This window comes from Microbacterium sp. G2-16M (genome assembly GCF_055809115.1).
In genome coordinates this window covers 2768815-2791874 of the sequence record NZ_CM147897.1, presented here as the reverse complement: position 1 = coordinate 2791874, position 23060 = coordinate 2768815, and the positions used below count along the sequence as shown (strand labels likewise).

Here is a 23060-nt window from a genome sequence, read left to right as displayed (position 1 = left end):
GCCGGTCGGCGCGGATACAGTGGCGGATGCGGGCGCTCGCCCCGCATCCGCCCGATCCCGACCGGACGCCGACGTCCCCAGGAGCCTGTGATGCCCGAGCCGATGACACCTCTGACCCCGCAGCAGCTGGCCGAGCGGATCCCGGCGGGCTTCGTCATCGGCACCGCGACCGCGGCCGCGCAGATCGAGGGCGGCGTGCACGCGGGCCGCCGCACGCCCAGCGTCTGGGACCGATTCAGCGAACAGCCGGGGCGCATCCTCGACGCCAGCACCACGGCCGTCACCGCCGACCACTTCCACCGGCACGCGGAGGACGTGCGGCTGATGAGCGGGCTGGGCGTGGACGCGTATCGCTTCTCGCTCGGCTGGACCCGGCTGCAGCCGGGAGGGCGCGGCCCGCTGGACCCCGACGGTGCCGCCTTCTACGACCGGCTGCTGGACGAGCTGCTGGCGGCCGGCATCTCGCCCTTCGCGACCGTGTCGCACTGGGACCTCCCCGAGGAGTACGCGCACGGCTGGCGAGACCGCGACACGGCGCTGCGCCTCGGCGAATTCGCCGGACTGGTCGGCGAACGCTTCGGCGACCGGATCGAGGGCTGGATCACGATCAACGAGCCGGCCACGGTCACGCTGAACGGGTACGCCCTGGGACTGCATGCGCCCGGCGAGAGCCTGCTGTTCGACGCACTGCCCACCGCCCACCACCAGCTGCTCGGCCACGGCCTGGCGGTGCAGGCGCTGCGGGCCGCCGGCGTGCGCGGGCAGATCGGCATCACCAACGCGCACACGCCGGTCCTGCCGGCCGGCGACGGCGAGCAGGACGCGGTCATGGCCCTCCTGTTCGACGTGATCCACAATCGCGTGTTCGCCGACCCGGTGCTCACCGGCCGCTATCCGGAGGTGCCCGACGAGCTCGCCGCGCTGTTCGGGGCGCTGGCCGAGGTGCCCGCCGAAGACCTGGCTGTGATCTGTCAGCCCCTCGACTTCTACGGCCTGAACTACTACATGCCCAGCGTCGTGGCCGCCGGCTCCGGCACCGGCGACAGCCCGGACGGGGTCAGCGCGGCGATGGCCGAGCTGCCCTTCCGGCTCGAGGCGCTGCCCGCTCACGAGACCACCGGATTCGGGTGGCCGATCGCGCCCGAATACCTCGGCACCGTGCTGGCGCAGCTGCGCGACCGCTACGGCGACGCCCTGCCGCCCGTGCTGATCACCGAGAACGGGGCGAGCTTCGACGACGTGGTGCAGGCGGACGGCACGATCGCCGACATCCGCCGCGCCGACTACCTGGCCCGCCACCTTGCCAGCGCGCTGTCGGCGGTCGCGCCGGGCGGCGAGGCGGAGGGCGTCGACCTGCGCGGCTTCTTCGTCTGGTCGCTGCTGGACAACTGGGAGTGGGCGGCGGGGTTCACACAGCGCTTCGGGCTGGTCCATGTCGACTTCGCGGACGGCACCCGCACCGAGAAGGAGTCGTACCGCTACCTCGCCGAGGTGCTGCGCAGACGAGACCGAAGGTGACGGCAGCGGAGGATTCGGGGCAGACTGGAGGAATGAGCCGTGCAGGACAGCCCGCCGCCGAGTCCGATCTCATCGACATCGACGAGGTCATCAACGCCTACTACGACCTGAAGCCGGATGTCTCCCTCACCACCCAGCGCGTGGTGTTCGGCACGAGCGGCCACCGCGGCTCGTCGCTGAACCGCAGCTTCAACGAAGACCACATCCTGGCCACCAGCCAGGCGATCGTGGACTACCGCAACGCGCAGGGGATCGCCGGCCCGCTGTTCCTGGGTCGCGACACGCACGGCCTGTCGCGCCCGGCGGAGCGCACCGCGATCGAGGTGCTGGTCGCGAACGGCGTCGACGTGCACATCGACTCCCGGGACTCCTGGGTGCCGACGCCGTCGCTGAGCCACGCCATCCTCACCCACAACCGCGGACGCGAGGCCACCGACCCGGCGCGCGCGGACGGGATCGTCGTCACCCCCAGCCACAACCCGCCGGCCGACGGCGGGTTCAAGTACAACCCGCCGAACGGCGGACCGGCCGACACCGACGCCACCGGGTGGATCGCCGACCGCGCGAACGTGCTGATCGCCGGCGGCTTGGAGGACGTGCACCGCACCCGGTTCGCAGACCTGGACGCGGGCACCCTGGGGCGATACGACTTCCGTCAGCGGTACGTCGAGGACCTGCACACCATCATCGACGTCGAGGCGATCAAGCGCGCGGGGGTGCGGATCGGCGCCGACCCGCTGGGCGGGGCGTCGGTGGAGTACTGGGCGCTGATCGCCGAGCACTACGAGCTGGATCTGACCGTGGTCAACCCCGAGGTCGACCCGACCTGGCGGTTCATGACGCTGGACTGGGACGAGAAGATCCGGATGGACCCGTCCTCGCCGTCGGCGATGGCCGCCCTGGTCGCCAAGCGCAGCGAGTACGACCTGCTCACCGGCAACGACGCCGACGCCGACCGACACGGGATCGTCACCCCCGACGCGGGCCTGATGAATCCCAACCACTACCTGGCCGTCGCGATCGACTACCTGTTCGCGCACCGGCCCGACTGGCCGGCGGATGCCGCGGTCGGCAAGACGCTGGTGTCGTCGATGATCATCGACAAGGTCGCAGCATCCCTCCGCCGTCCCCTGCTCGAAGTGCCGGTGGGATTCAAGTGGTTCGTGGCCGGGCTGCTGGACGGCTCGGTCGCATTCGGCGGCGAGGAGTCGGCCGGTGCGTCGTTCCTGCGCCGCGACGGCTCGGTGTGGACCACCGACAAGGACGGCATCCTCCTGGCGCTGCTGGCCGGCGAGATCATGGCGGTGACCGGCAAGACCCCGTCACAGCGCTACGCCGAGCTCGAGGCCGAGTTCGGGGCATCCGCGTACCAGCGGGTGGACGCCCCGGCCACGCCCGAGCAGAAGGCCGCGCTGGCCAAGCTGGCGCCCGAGGCGGTGACCGCCACCGAACTGGCCGGCGAGCCGATCACGGCCAAGCTGTCGCACGCGCCCGGAAACGGCGCCGCGATCGGAGGGCTCAAGGTGCAGACCGAGCACGCCTGGTTCGCGGCGCGCCCGTCCGGCACCGAAGACGTCTACAAGCTCTATGCCGAATCGCTGCGCGGACCCGAGCACCTGGCGCAGGTGCAGGAAGAGGCGCGCGCGGTCGTCGCGGCCGCACTCGAGGGCTGACCGGCCGAGGCGCTCACCAGTCCAGCTCGCCGGCCTCCAGCCGCGCGATGAGACCCGAGATCCACGCGCGCTCCGCGCGCAGCTGGTCGTCTTCGTACTCCGCCTCGATGATCAGCACGGGCGGAAGATCGCCGGTGGCCTCGAGATCGGCTGCGGCCACGGCGATGTCGGCGTCGAGGGTCGCCACGCGCGCCCGCAGCGCGAGCACCGCCTCGCTGCGCGGAAGGATGCCGATGAACGAGAGCGCCGCGACGGTGATGGTTCGGTCGGCCTGCGGCACGGCGAGCAGGGTGCTCACGCGCCGGCGCGCCTCGGAGCGTCCAGCGTCGGTCAGCGCGAACACCGTGCGCTCGGGGCGGCCCCCGGCCTGCTCCGAGCCGATCGGCTCGATGAGGTGCGCCGCCTGCAGCCTCTGCACGGCGTGGTAGATGCTGCGGGGCGCGCCGAGGACGAAGTCCTTGCGCGTCTCGACCACGAACCGGTGGATGTCGTACGGATGCCGCGGCCCGCGGGTGAGCAGGGCCAGCACCGTGAGACCCGGCAGATCGCGCTCGTCGCGGGTGAGCTGTCGGGCGGTCTCGGTCACGCGCCCGAGTCTACGACTTGACAGCGGATAGTGCAGTTTGCATTAATTAATAGTGCGACTTGCCATAAGGAGATCATGATGAAGCACAGACGAACGTCCCCCAGGGCGTGTACGACGCGCTGGACCGGATGCGGCAGGCATGGGACGCCGGCGATGCCGGCGCCTACGCCGACGAGTTCACCGCCGATGCGACGTACGTGATCTTCGCCGGGATCGTCAGCGACGGTCGCGACGAGATCCATCGGGACCACGTGCCGGTGTTCGAGCGCTGGCAGCGCGGGAGCCGGATGGCGATGCGCGTGCTCGATGCGCGCCCGCTCGGCGCCGACGTCGCCGTCGTGCTCACGGAGGGCGGCCTCTACAAGGGCGAGCCGAAGCGGGTGCGGTACGACAAGGTGCAGACGTTCGTGATGGTCCGCGAGGGCGACACCTGGCGCTGCGCGGCGTTCCAGAACACCAAGCGCAACCGCATCATGGCGGCCGTCAACGCACGGGAGAAGCGCCGGCTCGCGGCGTAGACGTGCCGACTCCGCTCCTGCGCACCGGGCAGAATGAAGTGACCGTGATCGAACTCGAGCAGCTGCTCGCGGCCGGCGCCCGCTTCGCGTCCGCCCCGCTGCTCGGCCCCGCAGAGGAGTGAAATGACCTGGCTTGTCACCGGCGGAGCCGGCTACATCGGCGCCCACATCGTCCGCGCCCTTGCGGCCGCGGGGCTCGAGCCGGTCGTCATCGACGACCTGAGCAGCGGCCACGCCGGCTTCGTGCCGGACGGGGTTCCGCTCGTGCGCGGCTCGATCCTGGACCGCCCGCTGGTCGAGGACACACTGCGTGAGCAGGAGGTTCAGGGCGTCATCCATGTCGCCGGGTTCAAGTACGCCGGCGTCTCGGTGCAGCGACCGCTGCACACCTACGCGCAGAACGTCGAGGGCACGCGGGTCGTGCTCGAGGCGATGGATGCCGCCGGCGTGGCCAACCTGGTGTTCTCGTCGTCGGCCGCGGTGTTCGGCACGCCGGATGTCGCCCTGGTCACCGAGGACACCCCCAAGCATCCGACCTCGCCCTACGGCGAGTCCAAGCTCGTCGGCGAATGGCTCATCGCCGATCAGGGCGTCGCGACCGCCGGGTCGCCGCATCCGCTCCGGCACACCTCGCTGCGGTATTTCAACGTCGTCGGCTCGGGCGACACCGCCGTGTACGACACCAGCCCGCACAACCTGTTCCCCCTCGTGTTCGAGGCGCTGCTGGCCGGGCGCACGCCGAAGATCTTCGGCGACGACTACGACACGCCGGACGGCACGAACCTGCGCGACTACGTGCACGTGGCCGACATCGCGGCCGCGCACGTCGTGGCCGCGCAGCGGCTGGCGGGCGGGCAGCCGGTCGAGCCGGCCTACAACCTCGGCTCGCAGAACGGGCTGTCGGTGCGCGAGATCATGGATGCCGTGGCCCGGGCCACCGGCATCCCGTTCACTCCGGAGGTCGCCCCGCGCCGTCCCGGCGACCCGGATCGCATCGTCGCGACCGGCGAACTGGCCGCCCGCGACCTGGATTGGGCCAACCGCTACACGGTCGACGAGATGGTGCGCAGCGCCTGGGAGGCACGACGCGGGGCCACCAGCGCCGCGAGCTGACGCCGCGCGTCGGCGATCCGCGCCGGCAGATCGCCCGGATCGTCCTCGCCGATCCACTCTTCGAAGCCGACCTTGAACACGGCCACGCCCGCCTCGGCGGCCAGCGCCGCGGCCGGATCCGGCACGCCGCAACGCCGCAGCGCGTCGGCCATGGCCCGGGCCAGCATCGCGAGTTTGAGCAGCTCGCGCTCCATCAGCCCGGCGTTCGCCGAGATCGCCGCCGCACGGCGCACGGCGAACTCGCGGCGCGGCTGCAGCGCGGCGCCCGCGTGCACCATCGCCTCGCCCACCACGTCGATCGCAGACGCGGATGCCGGCGCCTGCGCGATCGCCTCGGTCACCAGGTGCTCGAGTTCGTGCGCGCCGTCGAAGAGCACCTCGCGCTTGTCGGCGAAGTGGCGGAAGAAGGTGCGTTCGGTGACCCCGGCGCGCGCCGCGATGTCGGCCACGGTCGTCGCATCGAACCCGCGATCGAGGTAGAGCTGCAACGCCGCTTCGGTCAGCCGACCGCGCGCATCCGGTTCCCATCGGGCCATGGCCTCAGTCTAGGTGATGACAGCGCCTGACATGAGGTGTACGGTGAGGACGGAAGTTGATGACAGGAACTGACATCAACCGTCGACATCGGAGTCCGGTCGAGGGACCGGACAGGCAGGAGAGCATCATCATGCGCGTTTTCGTCACCGGAGCATCCGGATGGATCGGCTCGGCCGTCGTCCCCGAGCTCATCGCCGCCGGACACCACGTCGTCGGACTGGCACGCTCGGCAGCATCCGCGGCCGCGATCGAAGCCGCGGGCGCCACACCGCGCACCGGCAGCCTCGACGACCTCGACAGCCTGCGGTCGGGAGCGTCGGACGCCGACGCGGTGATCCATCTGGCCTTCATCCACGACTTCAGCGACTTCGCCGCATCCGGCCGGGCAGAGCGCGCCGCGATCCGGACGTTCACCGACGCCCTGGCGGGATCCTCGCGCCCGTTCCTGTTCGCCTCGGGTGCCGGCGGCATCACCCCCGGCCGCCTGGCCACCGAGCACGACCGCGTGGCGGCCACGGGTCCGGATGCGCCACGTGGCGGGGCCGAAGAACTCGCCTTCGCGGCCGTCGACCGCGGAGTGGGATCGGTCGCTCTGCGCTTCTCCACCAGCGTGCACGGCGAGGGCGACCACGGCTTCGCGGCGCAGCTCGTCCACATCGCCCGCGAGAAGGGCGTCGCGGCGTACATCGGCGACGGCGCCAACCGGTGGCCGGCGGTGCACCGCCTCGACGCCGGGCGGATGGTCCGGCTGGCCCTGGAGAAGGCGCCCGCCGGAAGCGCGGTGCACGCGGTCGGCGACGAAGGGGTGCCGACGCGCGAGATCGCCGAGGCCATCGGACGCGGACTCGGCGTCCCCACCGTGTCGATCCCGGCCGAGGACGCGGCGGACCACTTCGGGTGGCTCGGAGCCATCTTCGCTCTCGACATCCCCGCCTCCAGCGCCATCACGCAGTCGCTGCTCGGCTGGACGCCGACCCACCCCGGACTGATCGAAGACCTCGATGCCGGGCACTACTTCCGCGCGGCATCCGTCTGACGCCGGACCGGGGACAACCTCGGCGGACCGAGGACAACCTCGGCGGACCGAGGACAATCTCGGCGAACCGGGGACAACCTCGGCGGGTCAGGGTCAGGCGGGGGCGGGGGCGGTGCTGGAGCGGATCACCAGGGGCGCCGGCACCGCCTCGAATCGCCAGGGACCGCCGTCCTCGATCCCCGAGACCAGGGCCGCGACGGCGCGCTCGCCGAGCCGATCGAAGTCCTGCCGGACGGTGGTCAGCGGCGGACGATAGTCCGCGGCATCGGGCAGGTCGTCGAACCCGACGACACTGACCTGGTCGGGCACCGGGCGGCCGGCGTCGGCGAGCGCCCGCAGCAGCCCCAGCGCCATCTGGTCGTTGGCGGCGAACACCGCCGTCACCGCGGGGTCGGCCGCCAGCGCCGCCCCGACGGCATGACCGGATGCCGCGGTCCAGTCGCCGCGCACCGGTCGCGGAGCGCGCACCCCGGCTGCGGCGAGCGCCGCCCGCCAGCCGCGCGCCCGCTCGACGGCGGCGAAGGAGTGCGGCGGCCCGGCGAGGTGGTGCACGGTGCGGTGGCCGAGTCCGAGCAGGTGGGCGACCGCAGCCTGCGCACCGGCGACGTGGTCGGTCTCGACGATGCCGAACCGGTCGTCGGCGGGCGAATCCACCACGACCAGCCGCAGGCCGGTCGGGGTCCCGGCCTCACGCGCGAGCTCGGTCGCCTCGTTGAGCACGACGGCGCCGTCCACGCCCTGATCGCGCAGCCGCGCGAACGCGTCCCCGATCTCGCCGCCGGACCCGAGGGTGATGACGGTCAGCGCATACCCGCGGGCGGCCGCGGCATCGGCCACCGCCTGCAGCATCCGCGAATTGCCGACCGTCGCCAGCGACGACACGACGAGTCCGATCGTCTGCGAGCGGCCGGTGCGCAGCGCCCGGGCCGCGTGGTGCGGGCGGTATCCCAGGTGCGCCATCGCCGCCTCGACCCGCGCGCGGGTCTCGGGGTCGACGCGCGGGCTGCCGTTCACGACCCGCGACACCGTCTGTCCCGACACGCCGGCGCGGGCCGCGACATCCGCCATCGACACGCGCCGCTCGGCCTTCTCCACCGTGTCTGCGTCGCCCATCTCGCCCGCCTCCCGCGCGTTCCGGCCCCTGGCGCCCGCCGCGTCCCGTGCAGGACTCCGGAGAACTCGTCCGTGTTGACGATAACATGGCGGTGTTGCTACCGTGTGAACGTCAACATGGAGGAGTTCTGCACATGACCTCAGAGCAGCCGGCGGCCCCCGCGCCGTCACCGCCCGCGCAGCAGTTGGGCGCCGGCGTCGTCAAACGCGCCACGCGCCTGGCCGACGGCCGCGAGCTCTTCTACTTCGACGACCCGGACACGACGCTGGCCGCCGACCGCGCCGTCGACACGCGCATCCTCGATCCGCGCCCGGACACGGCCACGATGCGGCTGGACGTGCTCACCGGCGACTGGATCTCGGTCGCCGCCGCCCGCCAGAACCGGGCGTTCCTGCCGCCGGCCGAGCTCGACCCGCTCGCGCCGCAGTCGGCGACCAACCCGTCCGAGATCCCCTCCCACTACGACGTGGCGGTGTTCGAGAACCGCTCGCCCTCGTTCGGCCCGGCCCTGGCTCAGGCCACCGGGACGGCGCCGGCCGCCGTCGATCCGCCCCGCGGCCTGGACGACCTCGCCGCCCCCGGCCTCGGCCGCACCCGCACCGGTGTCGGGCGCTGCGAGGTCGTGTGCTTCAGCCCGGACACCAGCGGATCGTTCGGCACCCAGACCGTCACCCGCGCACGGACCGTGATCGAGGCGTGGGCCGACCGCACCGCCGCGCTGTCGATCCTGCCCGGGATCGAGCAGGTGTTCCCGTTCGAGAACCGCGGCGAGGCGATCGGCGTCACCCTGGGCCACCCGCACGGCCAGATCTACGCGTACCCGTACGTCACCCCGCGCACGACCCGGCTGCTCGACCAGATCGCGCGCACCTCCCCCACCCTGTTCCACGAGATCCTGGAGTTCGAGCGGGGCTCGGACCGCGTCGTGCTGGCCGGACAGCACTGGACCGCCTTCGTGCCCTTCGCCGCGCGCTGGCCGCTCGAGGTGCACGTCATGCCGCATCGGCACGTCGCCGACCTCGCCGAGACGACGGATGCCGAGCGCGATGAGCTCGCACCGCTCTACCTGCGGCTGCTGCGCGGCGTGGACGCGCTGTATGACTCACCCACCCCGTACATCGCGGCGTGGCACCAGGCCCCGGTGCACGTCGGACGCGACGCCGTGCGGCTGCACCTCGAGCTGACCAGCCCGCGCCGCGCCGCCGACAAGCTGAAGTTCCTGGCCGGCTCCGAGGCCGCCATGGGCGCCTGGATCGGCGATGTGCCGCCCGAGACCGCCGCCACCCGGCTGCGGACCGCCATCGAAGGAGTCTCACTGTGACCGCCGCGCCGGCCGCTGCCCGCGCCCTGTTCGCAGAGCTGTCGTACGGCCCCGCCGCGGGCGCGTGGTCGGCTCCGGGCCGGGTGAACCTGATCGGCGAGCACACCGACTACAACGACGGCTTCGTGCTCCCCTTCGCGATCGACCGGCGCACGCACGTGGTCCTCGGCACGAACGAGGGCGGCGACATCCGCGTGGCCTCGACGTTCGCCGACGCACCGGTCGTGGTGCCGCTGGACGGCCTCGACCGGATCTTCCCGACGACCGGGCAGCCGGCGGTCCCGGAATGGGCGGCCTACCCGCTCGGGGTGGCCTGGGCGCTGCGCCACGCCGCCACGGCTCCCCAGGTGGGCGTCGACATCGCCATCGCCTCGGACGTGCCGGTGGGCGCGGGGCTCTCGTCGTCGGCGGCCATCGAGAGCGCGACGGCGACCGCTCTCAACGACAGCTGGCGGCTGGGGCTGGACCCGGTCGACCTGGCCCGGATCGGGCGGCGCGCCGAGAACGAAGCCGTTGGTGCCCCCACCGGGATCATGGATCAGATGGCCTCGATGCTCGGCCGCGCGGACGCGGCGATCTTCCTGGACTGCCGTTCGCTGGACGCCGAGATCGTCGACCTCGGCTTCGCCGGCGCCGGCCTTCAGCTCATGGTCATCGACACCGGCGTCACGCACGCGCACTCCACCGGCGGCTATCGCGACCGGCGCGACGCCTGTGAGCGGGGCGCCGCCGCCCTGGGCGTGCCGGCGCTGCGCGATCTGTCGGTGGATGACCTGGGCCGTGCCGAGCGGATGCTGGATGCGACGACCTTCCGCCGGGTGCGGCACATCGTCACCGAGAATCAGCGCGTCCTGGACACGGTGCGCACGCTGCGCGCGCAGGGACCGGCGGCCATCGGCGCCCTGCTGGATGCCTCGCACGCCTCGATGCGCGACGACTTCGAGATCTCCACCCCGGAGCTGGACACGGCGGTCGCGGCCGCGCGGGCGGCCGGGGCGATCGGCGCCCGGATGACCGGCGGCGGATTCGGCGGCGCGGCGATCGCCCTGACCCCGCACGACCGGGTCGACGAGGTGGCGCTGGCGGCGGCATCCGCGTTCGACGAGGCCGGGTTCGCCGCGCCGCACGTGTTCACCGTCACGCCCTCGGACGGCGCCCGCCGCGACGAGTGAGAGACCTCCCGTCGTTCGGCATATTCTCGTAGGCATGGCACGCAGAGGGTCCTACGCGAAAGGCGTCGCGAAGCGCGAGGAGATCCTCACCCGCGCTCTCGACGTGATCGCCCGCGAAGGCTACCGCGGGGCGTCGGTCAAGGAGCTCGCGGATGCCGTGGGTCTGAGTCAGGCCGGGCTGCTGCACTACTTCGACTCGAAGGAGGAGCTGTTCACCGAGATCCTGCGCAAGCGCGATCAGGTCGACTCGGCCGGCCTCCCGCCGGCGGCGTTCGACACGGCCGAGCTTGCCGACATCCGGCGCGGCTACCTCGACATCGTCCGTCACAACGCCGAGGTGCCGGGCCTGGTGCAGCTGTTCTCCCGGATGTCCGTGGACGCCGTGGACCCCGAGCATCCGGCCCACCGGTTCTTCGTCGAGCGCAGCACCGGGCTGCGTGCGGTGTTCACGGCGGCGCTCGAGCGGCGCCGGCAGGACGGTCTGCTGTCGCCGGACGTCGACCCCGAGGCGCTCGCGCGCGCGTTCCAGGCCGTCGCCGACGGACTGCAGCTGCAGTGGATGCTCGAGCCCGACGTCGATATGGCCGCGGTCGTGGACGCTCTGTTCACGGCGCTGCTCGGCCCCGCCGACGCCGGCGCCCCGGCTACGCCAGCGCCGGGATGACCTCGCGCTCGAACAGCTCGACCCCGGAGCGATCGTAGGCCAGCTCGGGGAAGTAGTGGATCGCGTACCCGACGCCGTGGGCCGCCCGGACCCGCAGCCGCTCGACGATCTGCTCGGGCGTGCCGAACGCGTCCGAGCTCAGGTACTGCGCCTCGATCGCGTCGGCCTGCTCCCGGCCGACATGCGGCAGCAGCCGCGCCTTCACCGCCGCGAGCCGGTCGTGGGCCTCGGCCTCGGTCGGCGCGACGATCGTGTTGAAGTTCGAGGAGCGCACGATCTCGGCCTGGTCCCGCCCGAGCGCCGCGCAGTGCCCGCGCAGCGCGGCATCCTTCCGGTCGAACTCGTCCAGCGTCCCGGTGAAGTTCGTGTACGACGCGTACCGCGCGGCGATCTTCAGAGTCACCTTCTCGCCGCTGCCGGCGATCCAGAACGGGATGCCGCCGGCCTGCACCGGCAGCGGACGGACGATGGCGCCGTCGACCTGGTACTCGCGGCCGTCCAGCGTCGCGGTGCCGTCGGTCCATGCCTGATGCATGATCTCGACCCCCTCGCGGAGCCTGCGCAGCCGCTCGGGCACCGCGGGGAAGCCGTAGCCGTACGCGCGCCACTCGTGCTCGTACCAGCCGCCGCCGATGCCCATCTCCAGACGGCCGCCCGAGACGTGGTCGACGGTCGCGGCGACCTTGGCCAGGTAGGCGGGGTTGCGGTATCCCATGCACGTGCACATCTGCCCGAGCCGGATGCGGGAGGTCGACGCGGCGAAGGCGGCCATCAGCGTCCATGCCTCGTGCGTGGCCTCGGTCGAGGGCACCGGGCTGGTGTGGAAGTGGTCGTACACCCACGCGGACTCCCAGGGGCCGGCATCCGCGTGCTGCGCGAGGGCGCGCATGGTGTTCCAGTGCTCGGCGGGGTCGATGCCCACCAGGTCGAAGCGCCAGCCCTGCGGGAGGAAGGTTCCGAATCGCATCTGCGTCCTTTCACGGTGATCGGTCGAGGCTATCCGAGGTCGTGCGCGATCCGCGCGGCGGTCTCGCGCAGCAGCGGCACCCGGGAACGGAGCACCTCCAGATCGCAGGCTACATCCGGACCCCCGACGGTCAGACGACCTGGGCCTGCGGCATCCGCCGGCGCATGACGGCGATCGCCTCGGGGTTGTCGTCCACGAGCACGGCGTGGCGGCCGAGGGCCGCGGCGACCGCCCCGGTGGTGCCGCTGCCGGCGAACAGGTCGAGCACGCGGTCGCCCTCGCGGGTGGAGGCCTGGATGATGCGGCGCAGGACGCCCTCCGGCTTCTGCGTGGGGTATCCGGTCTTCTCCCGGCCGCCGGTGGGCACGATGGTGTGCCACCAGACGTCGGTGGGCAGCTTGCCGCGCGCCGCCTTCTCGGCCGTGACCAGGCCGGGGGCCATGTACGGCTCCCGGTCGACGCCCGCCGAGTCGAACCAGTAGCGCTGCGGATCCTTGACGTAGACCAGGATCGTGTCGTGCTTGGCCGGCCACCGGCTGCGCGCCTTCGCGCCGTAGTCGTAGGCCCAGATCAGCTCGTTCAAGAACCGCTCGCGGCCGAACAGCGCGTCCATCAGCACCTTGGCGTAGTGCGCCTCGCGGAAGTCCAGGTGCAGGTACAGCGTTCCGTCGTCGGCCAGCAGCCGCCATGCCTCGCGCAGCCGCGGCTCGAGGAACCCCCAGTAGTCGTCGAACCGGTCGTCGTACCGGCGCAGGTCGCCGCGCAGCCGCTCGTACTCCCGGCCGCGGAATCCGCGACGCACCGCGCCCGGGGTCGCGTCGACGGAGCCGCCATCCCGCGCGGCCGATCGCTCGCGCACCCGTCCGGTGTTGAACGGCGGGTCGAGGTAGACGAGGGTGAACGCGCCGTCCGGCAGCGAGCGGGCCGCGGCCAGGTTGTCGCCGTGGTGGATGACGATCGTGCCCGCGCCGGTCACGGCACGCGGTTCAGCCACGCGTCGGTGGCGAACTTCGACGCCACCAGCGCCTCCGCCTCGGCATATTCCTCTTCCGTGATATGTCCCGGGGTCGCGCCGTACAGCGTCCCGAACGTCTCGATGAACCGCTCGATGATCGCCTCCCGCGGCAGCCCGGTCTGGCTGCGCAGCGGGTCGACACGCTTGGCCGCCGACACCGTGCCCTTGTCGCTGAGCTTCTCCCGGCCGATGCGCAGCACCTCGGTCATCACCTGGCCGTCCATGTCGTAGCTCAGCGTCGCGTGATGCAGGATGCCGCCGTTGGCCAGCCGCTTCTGCGCTGCTCCGCCGATCTTGCCGGATGGGCCGGTGATGTCGTTCAGCGGCTGATACACCGCGTCGATGCCGAGCGAGCGCAGCGCCTGCAGCACCCAGTCGTCCAGGAACGCGTACGAGTCGGCGAACGTCATCCCCGCCACCAGCGTCCCCGGTGCGTACAGCGAGTAGGTCACGATCGAGTTCGCGCCCATCAGCATCGCGCCGCCGCCGGAGATCCGGCGCACCACGTCGTAGCCGTGCCGGCGGGCGCCCTCCGGGTCGACCTCGTTGCGCAGCGACTGGAACGACCCGATGACCACGGCCGACTCGTCCCACTCCCACATCCGCAGCGCCGGCTTGCGGCGTCCGTCGCCCACCCGGGTGGTGAGCACCTCGTCCAGCGCGAGGTTCATCCGCGGCGAGACCGGCTTCTCGTGCAGGATCTCCCAGTCGAAGTCGCTCCAGCCCGGAGCGGTGACCAGCGCCCGCCGCACCGCCGTGCCCACCGCCTCCGGCGTGAAGCCGAGCAGCTGGGCGCCCTCGGGCAGCGCTCCGCGCACGGCGGCGGCGATCGCCGCGACATCCGCCGTGGTGGCCAGCCCGTTCACGGCGGCGTCGATATCGGCCAGCGCCGAGTCCGGCTCGAGGAAGAAATCCCCCGCCAGATGGAAGTCGGCGATCCGCCCGTCGCGCTCCTGCAGGTCGACGACGACGAGCTTGCCGCCCGGAACCTTGTACTCACCGTGCATGTTCTCAGCCTACGTGCCGGTAGGATGGATGCTGCGGCCCTGCCGCTGCGTCGTCGACACGCTCCCCTGGCCTGGTTCCCCGAGCCCGCCACGGTTTCTTTTCGAACGGCGAACCGATGCGCACCGTCCTGGTGCGCCGTCGCCTCCAGCGCGCCGATCCGAGTGCGCGCCTTCACCGAAAGCATCCCCTTGTCTACTTTCCTTTCTCTCGGCGTGCCCGAGAACCTCGCCGCCGTTCTGTCCGCACAGGGCAAGACCGAGGCGTTCCCCATCCAGCGCGACACGCTGCCCGACGCCCTGGCCGGCCGTGACGTGCTCGGCCGCGGCCGCACCGGCAGCGGCAAGACCATCGCGTTCGCCCTGCCCCTGGTGGCACGGCTCTCGGCCGCCCGCGTCTCGCGCCGCCCGGGCCACCCGCGCGGACTGGTCCTGGCCCCGACCCGCGAGCTGGCCACCCAGATCGCCGCGACCGTGACCCCGCTGGCCGACGCCGCCGGCCTGACCGTCACGACGATCTTCGGCGGTGTCAGCCAGCGCCCGCAGGAGCAGGCGATGGCGCGCGGCGTCGACATCGTGGTGGCCTGCCCGGGCCGCCTCGAGGACCTGATGAAGCAGGGCATCGTCTCGCTGGACGCCATCGAGATCACGGTGCTGGACGAGGCCGACCACATGGCCGACATGGGCTTCCTGCCCGGCGTCACCCGCATCATGAAGGCCACCCCGGTGCGCGGGCAGCGGATGCTGTTCAGCGCGACCCTGGACCGCGGCGTCGACACGCTCGTGCAGCGGTTCCTGCACGACCCGGTCCGGCACGAGGTGGACGAGTCCAGCGTGCCCGCCGGCGTGATGACCCACCGCGTGTTCGTGGTGCCGGATGCCGACGCCAAGAAGGACCTCGTGCAGCACCTCGCGCGCGGCCGCGGCCGCCGCATCCTGTTCACCCGCACCAAGCACCAGGCCAAGAAGCTCGCCAAGCAGCTGACCGCGGCCGGCATCCCCGCCGTCGATCTGCAGGGCAATCTGTCGCAGCCGGCGCGCGAGCGCAACCTCGCCGCGTTCAACGCCGACCCCGCCGCGGGCGGCGTGCGCGTGCTCGTCGCGACGGATGTCGCAGCCCGCGGCGTCCACGTCGACGACGTCGAGCTGGTCGTGCACGTCGACCCGCCGGTCGAGCACAAGTCGTACCTGCACCGTTCGGGCCGCACCGCCCGTGCCGGCGCCGAGGGCGTGGTGGTCACCGTGGTGCTCGCCGAGCAGCGCCGCGATGTCACCGATCTGCTCCGCAAGGCGCAGATCCGCGTCGGACTGGAGTCGGTCGACCCGAACGGCACCCAGGTCACCGACCTCGTCGGCGACCCGGCTCCGTATGTGAAGCCGGCGGCGATGCAGCCCGTGCAGCAGCAGCGTCCGGCGAAGGCGTCGTCCAGCCGGGGATCCAACGGATCCGCCCGCGGGGGGTCGGCGCGCAACGGTTCGCGAGGTGGGGCGAACGGCGATCGTCCGGCCGCGGCCGAGGCCCCGGCCCGGTCGGGCTCGCGGCGTCGTCGCGGCAACGGCGGGCAGGGCGGGTCTGCGGATGCCTCGGCCCGCACGCCCCGCACGGATGCGGGCGCCGCCCGCGCCAAGGGCGGGAAGGCACCGCACGCGCAGTCGTCGCATGCCCCGGCCCCGCAGAGCGGGCGCACCGCATCCGGCAAGCCGACGATGGGTGCCACCGTCGGCGGCATGCGCTCGGGCGGCTCGCGCCGCGCTTCGCGCCCCGGCGGGCGCTGACCCGCGCCGCGGCCCGGCGGGCTCAGTCCCGCGCGGCGAAGCGCGCGTTCAGCCAGGCCAGGACGTCCGCGCGCACCTCGTCGGCGATCGTCTCGTTGAACAGCTCGTGCCGCGCATCGGGGTAGACCAGCGTCGTGACATCGGTCAGCTTGGATCGGTTCCGGTACGCGTCGGCGAGCTTGTGCACGCTGCGCGGCCCGCCGACCGGGTCGTCGCGGCCGACGATGAGCAGCAGCGGGATGTCGCGGCCGAGGTCCGCCCGCGGACGACCGAACAGACGCAGCGACTCGATCGGGCCGAACAGCTTCAGCAGCGGGGTCTCGACCGTCAGCGGATCGTCGTGGAACGCCGCGGCGACGCGCGGATCGGTCGAGAGCCACTCCAGACCCGAGGCATCCGGCCCCTTCCACTTGGCGTTCAGGTCTCCCGCGTTCAGCGATCCGGGCATCCGCAGCGCCGACCCGGACAGGATGACGCCGTCATAGGCCTCGGGATGATCGTTCACGAGGATCTGGGTGAGGAACGATCCCCAGGAATGCCCGAGGATCACCAGCGGCAGGTCGGGGTTCTCGTCGCGGATCAGCTCGGTGAACCGCCAGCACGCCGCCACGGCGGCGCGGTGACCGCCCGGTCCGAGTCGGCCGAGGCGCGCGGCGTTGCCGCCGTGCTGCGTCATGCCGGTGCGCCCGTGCCCGCGGTGGTCGTCGGCGTAGACCGTGTAGCCCTCGGCGTTCAGCGCCGCGATGACCTCGCCGTAGCGTCCGGCGTGCTCGCCCACCCCGTGCAGCAGCTGGACCACCGCCCGCGCCGTCCCCTGCGCCGGATGGAGGTCGTAGGCGATCGCGATGCCGTGTGCATCGATGAACTCGGGCATGACCCAGAGCCTAGCCTCGCCCGACCTCCGGCATTTACTTAGCGAGACTAATAAGCTAGACTAACGATCTGTATGGTCATCTCGCACGAACCCTCCGACGTCCCCGAAGTCCCCGAAGAGGATGCCGTCACCGCCCGCGATCTGCGGATGGCGACCTTCCGCCTCAGCCGCAGACTGCGCTCCCAGCGCGCGCTGGACACGATGAGCGACGCCCAGTTCGCCGTGCTCGCCACGCTCAAGGGGCACGGACCGCACACCCTGGGCGAGCTGGCCGAGCGCGAGCGCGTGACCGCCCCCTCGATGAACCGGACCGTGAACTGCCTGGAGGAGGCGGGCTGGATCACCCGCACCCCCGACGAGACCGACCGCCGCAAGGTCAACATCGAGATCACGACGCAGGGACGCGAGCTGGTGGCCGAGACGGTGCGCCGCCGCGACATGTGGCTGGCACAGGTGGTCGCCGACCTCACCCCGTCCCAGCGACGGACCCTCGCCCGCGCCGCCGCGATCATGAGCGAGGTGGCCGCGCGATGAAGACGATGTTCCGCTCCCTCGGCCTCTTCAACTACCGGGTCTGGTTCTTCGGCGCGCTGATCTCCAACATCGGCGGGTGGATGCAGTCCACCGCGCAGGACTGGGTCGTGCTCACCGAGCTGACCCACAACGACGCCACCGCGATGGGCGTGACGATGGCGCTGCAGTTCGGGCCGCCGCTGGTGCTGGTCAGCATCACCGGGTGGGTCGCCGACCACTTCGATCGGCGCAAGCTGCTGATGTGCACGCAGACCGCGCTCGGGCTGCTGGCGATCACCGTCGGCGTGCTCCTGCTCACCCACGTCATGACGCTGCCGATGATGTGGATGTTCGCCGGCTTCTTCGGCGTCGCCAACGCGTTCGACTCCCCCGCCCGCCAGGCGTTCGTCTCGGACGTCGTCTCGCGCGAGAACGCCGCGAACGCGGTCGCTCTGAACTCGGCATCCTTCAACACCGCGCGTCTGATCGGACCGGCCGTCGGCGGCATCGCCATCGTGCTGGTCGGCACCGGGTGGATGTTCATCATCAACGCCGCCACGTTCGTGGCGATGCTCCTGGCCCTGTCGCTGATGCGCCGCGACGAGCTGCAGCCGCGGGTGCGGGCGACCGATGCCACGCGGATCGCCGACGGCTTCCGCTACGTCGCGCGCCGCCCCGACCTGCTCGTGCTGTTCGTGATGGTGTTCCTGATCGGCGCGTTCGGCATGAACTTCCCAATCTTCGCCTCGACCATGGCGCTGGAGTTCGGCAAGCAGGCCGACGGCTACGGCGCCCTCAGCTCGATGCTGGCCATCGGATCGCTCGCCGGCGCGCTCATGGCCGCGCGCCGCGAGAAGGCCCGCATCCGGGTGGTGATCATCGCGGCCGGCGGATTCGGACTCGCCTCGATCATCTCGTCGGTGATGCCGGAGTACTGGATGTACGGGGCGACCGTCGTGTTCGTCGGCTTCTCGACCGTGTCGATGCTGACGACCGCCAACGGGTACGTGCAGACCACCACCGACGCCCAGCTGCGCGGACGCGTCCTGGCCCTCTACATGGCCGTGATCATGGGGTCCACGCCGATCGGCGCCCCCATCGTGGGATGGGTGGCCACCGCGTTCGGCCCGCGCGCGGCGATCCAGGTCGGTGCCGCAGCAGGGATCATCGCGTGCGTGATCGGCGCGGTCTGGATGATCAGCTCGGGCCGGCTGCACCGGCACAGCACGAGTCGATTCCGCCTGACCATCGACGAGACGCTGCCGATCCGCGTGATCGAGCAGCCGATCCCCGAGGAGTTCAGCGACGGGCTGGCACAGACCACGCCCATCCCGCTGCCGAACCGGGCCGGCGACGAGTCGCCCGCGTCCCGCGATCGCTTCCGGCACGCCGACTGACCGCCGTCAGGGGGCGGGCCGCTACCATTCGAGTGGTGAGGGCAGACGGATGCTGACGCCGGCCGACCTCGTGGTCCGCGCCATGGCGTGGTACCTGGGGCGCACAGCGCTGCGCCCCGATCCCCGCACCGACATCGACACCGCCTCACTGAAGCGCCGCTTCCCGCGTCTGGCTCCGGTCGAGGTCGGCGATGTCCCGATCATCGGCCCGCACGGGCCGGTCCCGGCACGGCTCTATCGTGCGCCGGGCCGGGCGCGCAGCGCCTTCGTCTGGGTGCACGGCGGAGCGTTCGTCGGCGGCGACCTGGACATGCCCGAGTCGAACTGGGTCGCCCTCGAGTTCGCCGCCGCCGGCATCCCGGTCCTGTCGGTGGACTACCGCAAGGCGCTGCGTGGGGTGCGGCATCCGGTCCCCGCGGACGACCTGCATGCGGCGTGGCTGCACGCGACGGCGCACGCGGCGGAGCTGTTCGGGGTGGATGCCGGAGCCGTCCATCTCGGCGGCGCGAGCGCCGGCGGGGCGCTGGTGGCCGGCCTGGCGCTGCGGCTGCGCGACGAGCACGGCCCGATGCCGGCATCCCTCGTGCTGAGCTACCCGTTCCTGCACCCGATCCTCCCGCCGAACACGCCCGAGACGCTCGCGCTGACGGCGAAGATGCCGGCGCGGCTGCGGTTCCGGCCCAGCGTCGTGCGGGCGCTGGCCAAGCACTACGCCGGGTCGGCGGCGATGAGCGACCCCTACGCGTTCGCCGGGACGGCCCCCGACCTGCGCGGCTTCCCGCCGACCTACATCCTGGTGGCGATGATCGACGACCTGCGCTCGTCGGGCGACCTGTTCGCGCAGCAGCTTCGCGCTGCCGGTGTGCGGGTGGAGCTGTTCGCCGAGCGCAGCGCCACGCACGGCCATCTCAACCACCCCGAGGCGAACTCCGCGCAGCGCAGTGTGAGGCGGATGATCGCCTGGGTCGACGCGTTCGGATAGCTCAGGGAGCGGCCGAGAGCCGGGACGAGGCGGTGGCCATGTGCATGGCCATCGCCGAGGCGGCGGCATCCTCGTCGCCTTCGGCGACCGCGCGGGCGATGGCATCGTGCTCGGCGACCGCGACGCGTGCCTGCGCGTCGTCATGCACGGCCCGGTCGGCATACACCTGCAGAAGCGAGCGGACCACGTGCAGCAGGTCGATGAGCGCGGCATTGCCGGCGACCGCCGCCAGCTGGTCGTGGAACGCCAGATCGGCACGGGCGAACGCCTTCAGCCCGGCGGCCGTGCCCTGCAGAGACTCCCGCATCCGGGCGAGGTGCCCCTCCAGCGCCGCGCGCGCCGCCGGGTCTCCCCGCTTGGCCGCGAGCCGGGCGACGTAGATCTCCAGCCCGGAGCGCAGCTCGAGCAGCTCGGCGGTGTTGCGCTCGCCGATCAGCAGGCCCCAGCGGAGGGTCTGTGGCAGCAGTTCGCTGGCCGTGCCGCGCAGATACGTGCCCGAGCCGGCGCGCACGTCCACGATGCCGAGGATCTCGAGGGCGGCGAGCGCCTCGCGCACGGCCGAGCGGCCCACCCCGAGCGTCTGCGCCAGCTGCCGCTCGGGCGGCAGGCGCGTGCCCGGCGCGATCGATCCGCTCGTGAACAGATCCAGCAGGCGTCGCGCGACCTCCGACACCGGCGTCCCGGTGGGCAGCGCGCCCAGACCGGCCGTGATCTCGGCAGCCGGACCGGAGGGGTATGCGGGCATGCCGACAACCTACCGCAGCACAGCGGGATCCGCCCTTGCAATTGGTCAACCGGTTTGCCAGACTTAAGACGTGATCGGCCTGGGCACCTACGCGTTCTTCTGGCAGCACTCCGACCGGGTGCCCGAGCCGCTGTCGCTGATCGGCGCGTTCGAGGCGACCCGCGAGCTCGGCGTCGACCTCTTCCAGATCTGCGACTACGCGCCGCTGGAGGCCATGACCGATGCCGAGATCCGGGATGCCGCGGCCGCCGCCCGTGAGTTGGGGGTGACGATCCAGCTCGGCACGAAGGGCATCGATCCCGAGCATCTCGCCCGGTTCCTCGGGCGCGCGACGGTGTTCGGGGCGGACCTGGTGCGCTCGATGCTGCACGGCCCGGACTCCCGCCCCCGCCTCGCTGACGCCGAGGAGCAGCTGCGCGCCGTGCTGCCCCGGTACGAGGCATCCGGGGTCACGCTCGCGCTGGAGACCTACGAGCAGGTGGCGACCGACGACCTGGTCGCGCTCGTCGAACGCCTCGACAGCCCGGCCCTGGGGATCTGCCTCGACCCGGCCAACGTCGTGGCGCGACTGGAGCGACCCCGGGACTGCGTCGAGGCCACCGCGGCCCTCACCCGGAACGTGCACGTCAAGGACTTCGCATTCGCCCGGCAGCCCGGCTGGGTCGGCTTCACCTACGGCGGCGCCCCGATGGGCACGGGGCTGCACGACTATCCGCATCTGCTGCGCGCCGTGCGACCGCGCGAGCGCGGCATCGACGAGATCGTCGAGCACTGGCTGAGCTGGCAGGGCGACGCCGAGACCACCATCCGAACCGAGCGGGACTGGACCCGCACGGCCATCGACTATCTGAGGAGCACGATATGATCACCAGCACCGACACCTACCGGATCGCCGTCATCGGAGCAGGCGGCAAGATGGGCATGCGCGTCTCGGACAACCTCGCCAAGACCGCTCATCGGGTGGCCTACGTCGAGAACTCGCCCGCCGGGCAGCAGCGCACCACCGACGCCGGGCGCCCCCTCACTGATGCGGCCACGGCCGTCGCCGACGCCGACATCGTCGTGTTCGCCGTCCCCGACCTGGCGCTGCAGGCGGTCACCGCCGAGCTGGTGCCGCAGCTGCGCTCGGGCGCGATCGCGCTGACGCTCGACCCGGCGGCCGCCTACGCCGGGCTGCTCACCGATCGCGACGACGTGATCCGTGCGGTCGCCCACCCCTGCCACCCTTCGATCTTCCTGCAGCGCACGACGCCCGAGGAGTACGCCGACACGTTCGGCGGCATCGCCGCCCCGCAGGACTCGATCGCCGCGATCGAGTCGGACGACCCGGCCAAGAAGGCGATTCTGGACGCGACCGTGCGGGCCATCTACGCCCCGGTCATCGACGTGCACTACGTCACGATCAAGCAGCTCGCCCAGCTCGAGCCGACCCTGGTCGAGACCGTGGCCTGCATGATCGGCAGCCTGCTGAACGAGGCGCTCGACGAGGCCGTGCACACCATGGGCGTGCCCGAGGCGGCGGCCCGCAGCATCCTCTACGGACACACGCAGGTGGCGCTGGCCAACGGCCTGCGCGGTGACAACCCGTTCAGCGACGCCTGCCTGATAGCGATGGAGTACGGTCGCGAGAGCATCATCAAGGACGACTGGAAGAAGATCTTCCGCGACGACGAGCTCGATGCGAACCTGGCACGGATGCTGCACCTGGACCACATCGAGCGCTGACCCGGGCGACGCTGCCGGATCGGACACGGAGGAGCAAGATGGGCATGCTGGAGGGCAAGACCGCGCTGGTCACCGGCGCGGGCACGGGCATCGGGCGCGGTGTGGCCGAGCGGTTCGCACGCGAGGGCGCCCGGGTCGTGATCGCGGATCGGGACGCGGATGCCGCGGCCGGCGCGGCCGCGGCGATCGGGGCCGCCGCACGTGCGGTGGTGGTGGACATCTCGGACGAGGCCTCCGTCGCGGCCGCGTTCGCGACGCTCGAGTCGGACGGCTGGGCGCCCGATGTCGTGGTGGCCAACGCCGGCGTGCAGCTGTTCGGGCAGGACGCGAAGGCGGCCGACCTCGACCTGGACGTGTGGCGCCGCACCCTCGATGTGAATCTGACCGGCACGTTCCTGACCGTCAAGCACGCGGTGCGCTCGATGCTCCGGGGCGTGGACGAGGCGGCCCGGGGCGGGTCGATCATCCTGACCGGCAGCCCCACCGGACTGAACGGCGAGGGCGCGGACTTCACCGCGTACAGCGCCACGAAGGCCGGGATCCATGGGCTGGCCCGCACCGTCGCCGCCGCGTACGCCGACCGGAACATCCGGGTGAACACCGTCGTCCCGGCCTACACCGAGACGTCGCTGGTGACCAGCATCTCGACGAACCCCGAAGACCGCGCGGCGATCATCGGCCGCATCCCGCTCGGCCGGCCGGGCGCGCCGCGCGACGTCGAGGGCATCATGGTCTTCCTCGCCTCGGACGACGGCGCGTTCGCGACCGGTTCGCTGTTCGCCGTCGACGGCGGAATGTCGACGCTCTGAG

Annotated in this window: 23 protein-coding genes; 15 read left to right on the top strand and 8 right to left on the bottom strand. The window is 72.0% G+C overall.

The window, feature by feature from the left end:
• The first annotated feature begins 90 nt into the window (after nt 1-90).
• Both AC0L6F_RS13165 and pgm read left to right on the top strand, forming a co-directional pair.
• The gene (locus AC0L6F_RS13165; RefSeq protein ID WP_473538236.1) at nt 91-1518 is read left to right on the top strand and encodes a glycoside hydrolase family 1 protein; all 1428 of its coding nucleotides are present in this window, start codon (nt 91-93) and stop codon (nt 1516-1518) included.
• Nucleotides 1519-1550: 32 nt separating this feature from the next.
• Entirely contained in the window at nt 1551-3191 is a 1641-nt protein-coding gene (pgm, locus tag AC0L6F_RS13160) for a phosphoglucomutase (alpha-D-glucose-1,6-bisphosphate-dependent) (protein ID WP_473538235.1), read from the top strand.
• Nucleotides 3192-3204: 13 nt separating this feature from the next.
• Here the strand turns inward: pgm and AC0L6F_RS13155 are convergent, their stop codons facing one another.
• On the bottom strand, nt 3205-3777 hold the full coding sequence (locus tag AC0L6F_RS13155; protein WP_473538234.1) for a PadR family transcriptional regulator: 573 nt from the start codon (nt 3775-3777) through the stop codon (nt 3205-3207).
• A 107-nt stretch (nt 3778-3884) separates the two neighbouring features.
• Here AC0L6F_RS13155 and AC0L6F_RS13150 point away from each other — a divergent pair, with 107 nt between their 5' ends.
• Nucleotides 3885-4295 (top strand): SgcJ/EcaC family oxidoreductase, encoded by a 411-nt coding sequence (locus AC0L6F_RS13150; RefSeq protein WP_473538233.1) that lies wholly within the window; start codon nt 3885-3887, stop codon nt 4293-4295.
• A 123-nt stretch (nt 4296-4418) separates the two neighbouring features.
• Entirely contained in the window at nt 4419-5408 is a 990-nt protein-coding gene (gene galE, locus AC0L6F_RS13145) for a UDP-glucose 4-epimerase GalE (protein WP_473538232.1), read from the top strand.
• Here galE and AC0L6F_RS13140 read toward each other — a convergent pair.
• Nucleotides 5339-5944, bottom strand: a complete 606-nt coding sequence (locus tag AC0L6F_RS13140; protein WP_473538231.1) for a TetR/AcrR family transcriptional regulator — start codon at nt 5942-5944, stop codon at nt 5339-5341. The two genes, galE and AC0L6F_RS13140, sit on opposite strands and share 70 nt — an antisense overlap.
• Nucleotides 5945-6075: 131 nt before the next feature.
• Between AC0L6F_RS13140 and AC0L6F_RS13135 the strand changes: the two genes are divergently transcribed.
• The gene (locus tag AC0L6F_RS13135; protein ID WP_473538230.1) at nt 6076-6981 is read left to right on the top strand and encodes an SDR family oxidoreductase; all 906 of its coding nucleotides are present in this window, start codon (nt 6076-6078) and stop codon (nt 6979-6981) included.
• Between the two features lie 93 nt (nt 6982-7074).
• Here the strand turns inward: AC0L6F_RS13135 and AC0L6F_RS13130 are convergent, their stop codons facing one another.
• A complete protein-coding gene (locus AC0L6F_RS13130; RefSeq protein WP_473538228.1) occupies nt 7075-8094 on the bottom strand; it encodes a LacI family DNA-binding transcriptional regulator in 1020 nt (339 codons plus the stop codon).
• A gap of 134 nt (nt 8095-8228) precedes the next feature.
• On the opposite strand from AC0L6F_RS13130, the gene galT reads away from it, so the two are divergent.
• Genes galT through AC0L6F_RS13115 form a run of 3 tightly spaced genes read left to right on the top strand, consistent with a single transcriptional unit; the run spans nt 8229 to nt 11252 of the window.
• Nucleotides 8229-9416, top strand: a complete 1188-nt coding sequence (gene galT / locus AC0L6F_RS13125; protein WP_473538227.1) for a galactose-1-phosphate uridylyltransferase — start codon at nt 8229-8231, stop codon at nt 9414-9416.
• Entirely contained in the window at nt 9413-10588 is a 1176-nt protein-coding gene (galK, locus tag AC0L6F_RS13120; protein ID WP_473538226.1) for a galactokinase, read from the top strand. The genes galT and galK overlap by 4 nt, the downstream gene beginning before the upstream one ends.
• Nucleotides 10589-10622: 34 nt before the next feature.
• The gene (locus tag AC0L6F_RS13115) at nt 10623-11252 is read left to right on the top strand and encodes a TetR/AcrR family transcriptional regulator (RefSeq protein ID WP_473538225.1); all 630 of its coding nucleotides are present in this window, start codon (nt 10623-10625) and stop codon (nt 11250-11252) included.
• Here AC0L6F_RS13115 and AC0L6F_RS13110 read toward each other — a convergent pair.
• The 3 genes from AC0L6F_RS13110 to AC0L6F_RS13100 form a co-directional block, all read right to left on the bottom strand.
• Entirely contained in the window at nt 11233-12219 is a 987-nt protein-coding gene (locus AC0L6F_RS13110; RefSeq protein ID WP_473538224.1) for an LLM class F420-dependent oxidoreductase, read from the bottom strand. The genes AC0L6F_RS13115 and AC0L6F_RS13110 overlap by 20 nt on opposite strands.
• A gap of 130 nt (nt 12220-12349) precedes the next feature.
• Nucleotides 12350-13213, bottom strand: a complete 864-nt coding sequence (locus AC0L6F_RS13105) for a DNA-methyltransferase (RefSeq protein WP_473538223.1) — start codon at nt 13211-13213, stop codon at nt 12350-12352.
• Complete coding sequence (locus tag AC0L6F_RS13100) at nt 13192-14241, bottom strand: lipoate--protein ligase family protein (RefSeq protein ID WP_473538222.1); 1050 nt, start codon at nt 14239-14241, stop codon at nt 13192-13194. Before AC0L6F_RS13100 ends, AC0L6F_RS13105 begins: the two co-directional genes overlap by 22 nt.
• A gap of 183 nt (nt 14242-14424) precedes the next feature.
• Between AC0L6F_RS13100 and AC0L6F_RS13095 the strand changes: the two genes are divergently transcribed.
• Nucleotides 14425-16014 carry a DEAD/DEAH box helicase gene (locus AC0L6F_RS13095; protein WP_473540005.1) on the top strand — a complete coding sequence of 530 codons (1590 nt, stop codon included), beginning with the start codon at nt 14425-14427 and terminating at the stop codon, nt 16012-16014.
• Nucleotides 16015-16036: 22 nt separating this feature from the next.
• On the opposite strand, the gene AC0L6F_RS13090 is transcribed toward AC0L6F_RS13095, so the two are convergent.
• On the bottom strand, nt 16037-16888 hold the full coding sequence (locus tag AC0L6F_RS13090) for an alpha/beta fold hydrolase (RefSeq protein WP_473538221.1): 852 nt from the start codon (nt 16886-16888) through the stop codon (nt 16037-16039).
• Nucleotides 16889-16960: 72 nt separating this feature from the next.
• Here AC0L6F_RS13090 and AC0L6F_RS13085 point away from each other — a divergent pair, with 72 nt between their 5' ends.
• From AC0L6F_RS13085 to AC0L6F_RS13075, 3 genes are read left to right on the top strand one after another with little or no spacing between them, the layout of a single operon-like run.
• Nucleotides 16961-17422, top strand: a complete 462-nt coding sequence (locus AC0L6F_RS13085) for a MarR family winged helix-turn-helix transcriptional regulator (RefSeq protein WP_435526195.1) — start codon at nt 16961-16963, stop codon at nt 17420-17422.
• A gap of 5 nt (nt 17423-17427) precedes the next feature.
• Nucleotides 17428-18798: an MFS transporter gene (locus tag AC0L6F_RS13080; protein WP_473540004.1), complete on the top strand. Its 1371-nt coding sequence runs from the start codon at nt 17428-17430 to the stop codon at nt 18796-18798.
• 49 nt (nt 18799-18847) lie between these two features.
• A complete protein-coding gene (locus tag AC0L6F_RS13075; protein ID WP_473538220.1) occupies nt 18848-19780 on the top strand; it encodes an alpha/beta hydrolase in 933 nt (310 codons plus the stop codon).
• A gap of 1 nt (nt 19781) precedes the next feature.
• Here AC0L6F_RS13075 and AC0L6F_RS13070 read toward each other — a convergent pair whose 3' ends face one another.
• Nucleotides 19782-20525: a FadR/GntR family transcriptional regulator gene (locus AC0L6F_RS13070; protein WP_473538218.1), complete on the bottom strand. Its 744-nt coding sequence runs from the start codon at nt 20523-20525 to the stop codon at nt 19782-19784.
• Nucleotides 20526-20595: 70 nt separating this feature from the next.
• On the opposite strand from AC0L6F_RS13070, the gene AC0L6F_RS13065 reads away from it, so the two are divergent.
• The 3 genes from AC0L6F_RS13065 to AC0L6F_RS13055 are packed head-to-tail and all read left to right on the top strand — an operon-like array spanning nt 20596 to nt 23059.
• Nucleotides 20596-21390, top strand: a complete 795-nt coding sequence (locus AC0L6F_RS13065; protein WP_473538217.1) for a sugar phosphate isomerase/epimerase family protein — start codon at nt 20596-20598, stop codon at nt 21388-21390.
• Entirely contained in the window at nt 21387-22250 is an 864-nt protein-coding gene (locus AC0L6F_RS13060) for a phosphogluconate dehydrogenase C-terminal domain-containing protein (protein WP_473538216.1), read from the top strand. Before AC0L6F_RS13065 ends, AC0L6F_RS13060 begins: the two co-directional genes overlap by 4 nt.
• A 38-nt stretch (nt 22251-22288) precedes the next feature.
• Complete coding sequence (locus tag AC0L6F_RS13055; protein ID WP_473538215.1) at nt 22289-23059, top strand: SDR family NAD(P)-dependent oxidoreductase; 771 nt, start codon at nt 22289-22291, stop codon at nt 23057-23059.
• Nucleotide 23060 lies beyond the last annotated feature (1 nt).

Coding starts and splice junctions, on each gene's coding strand:
- AC0L6F_RS13135 (WP_473538230.1), top strand. CDS start 6,076: ATGCGCGTTTTCGTCACCGGAGCATCCGGATGGATCGGCTCGGCCGTC.
- AC0L6F_RS13100 (WP_473538222.1), bottom strand. CDS start 14,241: ATGCACGGTGAGTACAAGGTTCCGGGCGGCAAGCTCGTCGTCGTCGAC.
- AC0L6F_RS13070 (WP_473538218.1), bottom strand. CDS start 20,525: ATGCCCGCATACCCCTCCGGTCCGGCTGCCGAGATCACGGCCGGTCTG.
- pgm (WP_473538235.1), top strand. CDS start 1,551: ATGAGCCGTGCAGGACAGCCCGCCGCCGAGTCCGATCTCATCGACATC.
- AC0L6F_RS13055 (WP_473538215.1), top strand. CDS start 22,289: ATGGGCATGCTGGAGGGCAAGACCGCGCTGGTCACCGGCGCGGGCACG.
- AC0L6F_RS13110 (WP_473538224.1), bottom strand. CDS start 12,219: ATGCGATTCGGAACCTTCCTCCCGCAGGGCTGGCGCTTCGACCTGGTG.
- galT (WP_473538227.1), top strand. CDS start 8,229: ATGACCTCAGAGCAGCCGGCGGCCCCCGCGCCGTCACCGCCCGCGCAG.
- galE (WP_473538232.1), top strand. CDS start 4,419: ATGACCTGGCTTGTCACCGGCGGAGCCGGCTACATCGGCGCCCACATC.
- AC0L6F_RS13115 (WP_473538225.1), top strand. CDS start 10,623: ATGGCACGCAGAGGGTCCTACGCGAAAGGCGTCGCGAAGCGCGAGGAG.
- AC0L6F_RS13075 (WP_473538220.1), top strand. CDS start 18,848: ATGCTGACGCCGGCCGACCTCGTGGTCCGCGCCATGGCGTGGTACCTG.
- AC0L6F_RS13060 (WP_473538216.1), top strand. CDS start 21,387: ATGATCACCAGCACCGACACCTACCGGATCGCCGTCATCGGAGCAGGC.
- AC0L6F_RS13130 (WP_473538228.1), bottom strand. CDS start 8,094: ATGGGCGACGCAGACACGGTGGAGAAGGCCGAGCGGCGCGTGTCGATG.
- AC0L6F_RS13085 (WP_435526195.1), top strand. CDS start 16,961: ATGGTCATCTCGCACGAACCCTCCGACGTCCCCGAAGTCCCCGAAGAG.
- AC0L6F_RS13080 (WP_473540004.1), top strand. CDS start 17,428: ATGTTCCGCTCCCTCGGCCTCTTCAACTACCGGGTCTGGTTCTTCGGC.
- AC0L6F_RS13090 (WP_473538221.1), bottom strand. CDS start 16,888: ATGCCCGAGTTCATCGATGCACACGGCATCGCGATCGCCTACGACCTC.
- AC0L6F_RS13140 (WP_473538231.1), bottom strand. CDS start 5,944: ATGGCCCGATGGGAACCGGATGCGCGCGGTCGGCTGACCGAAGCGGCG.
- AC0L6F_RS13165 (WP_473538236.1), top strand. CDS start 91: ATGCCCGAGCCGATGACACCTCTGACCCCGCAGCAGCTGGCCGAGCGG.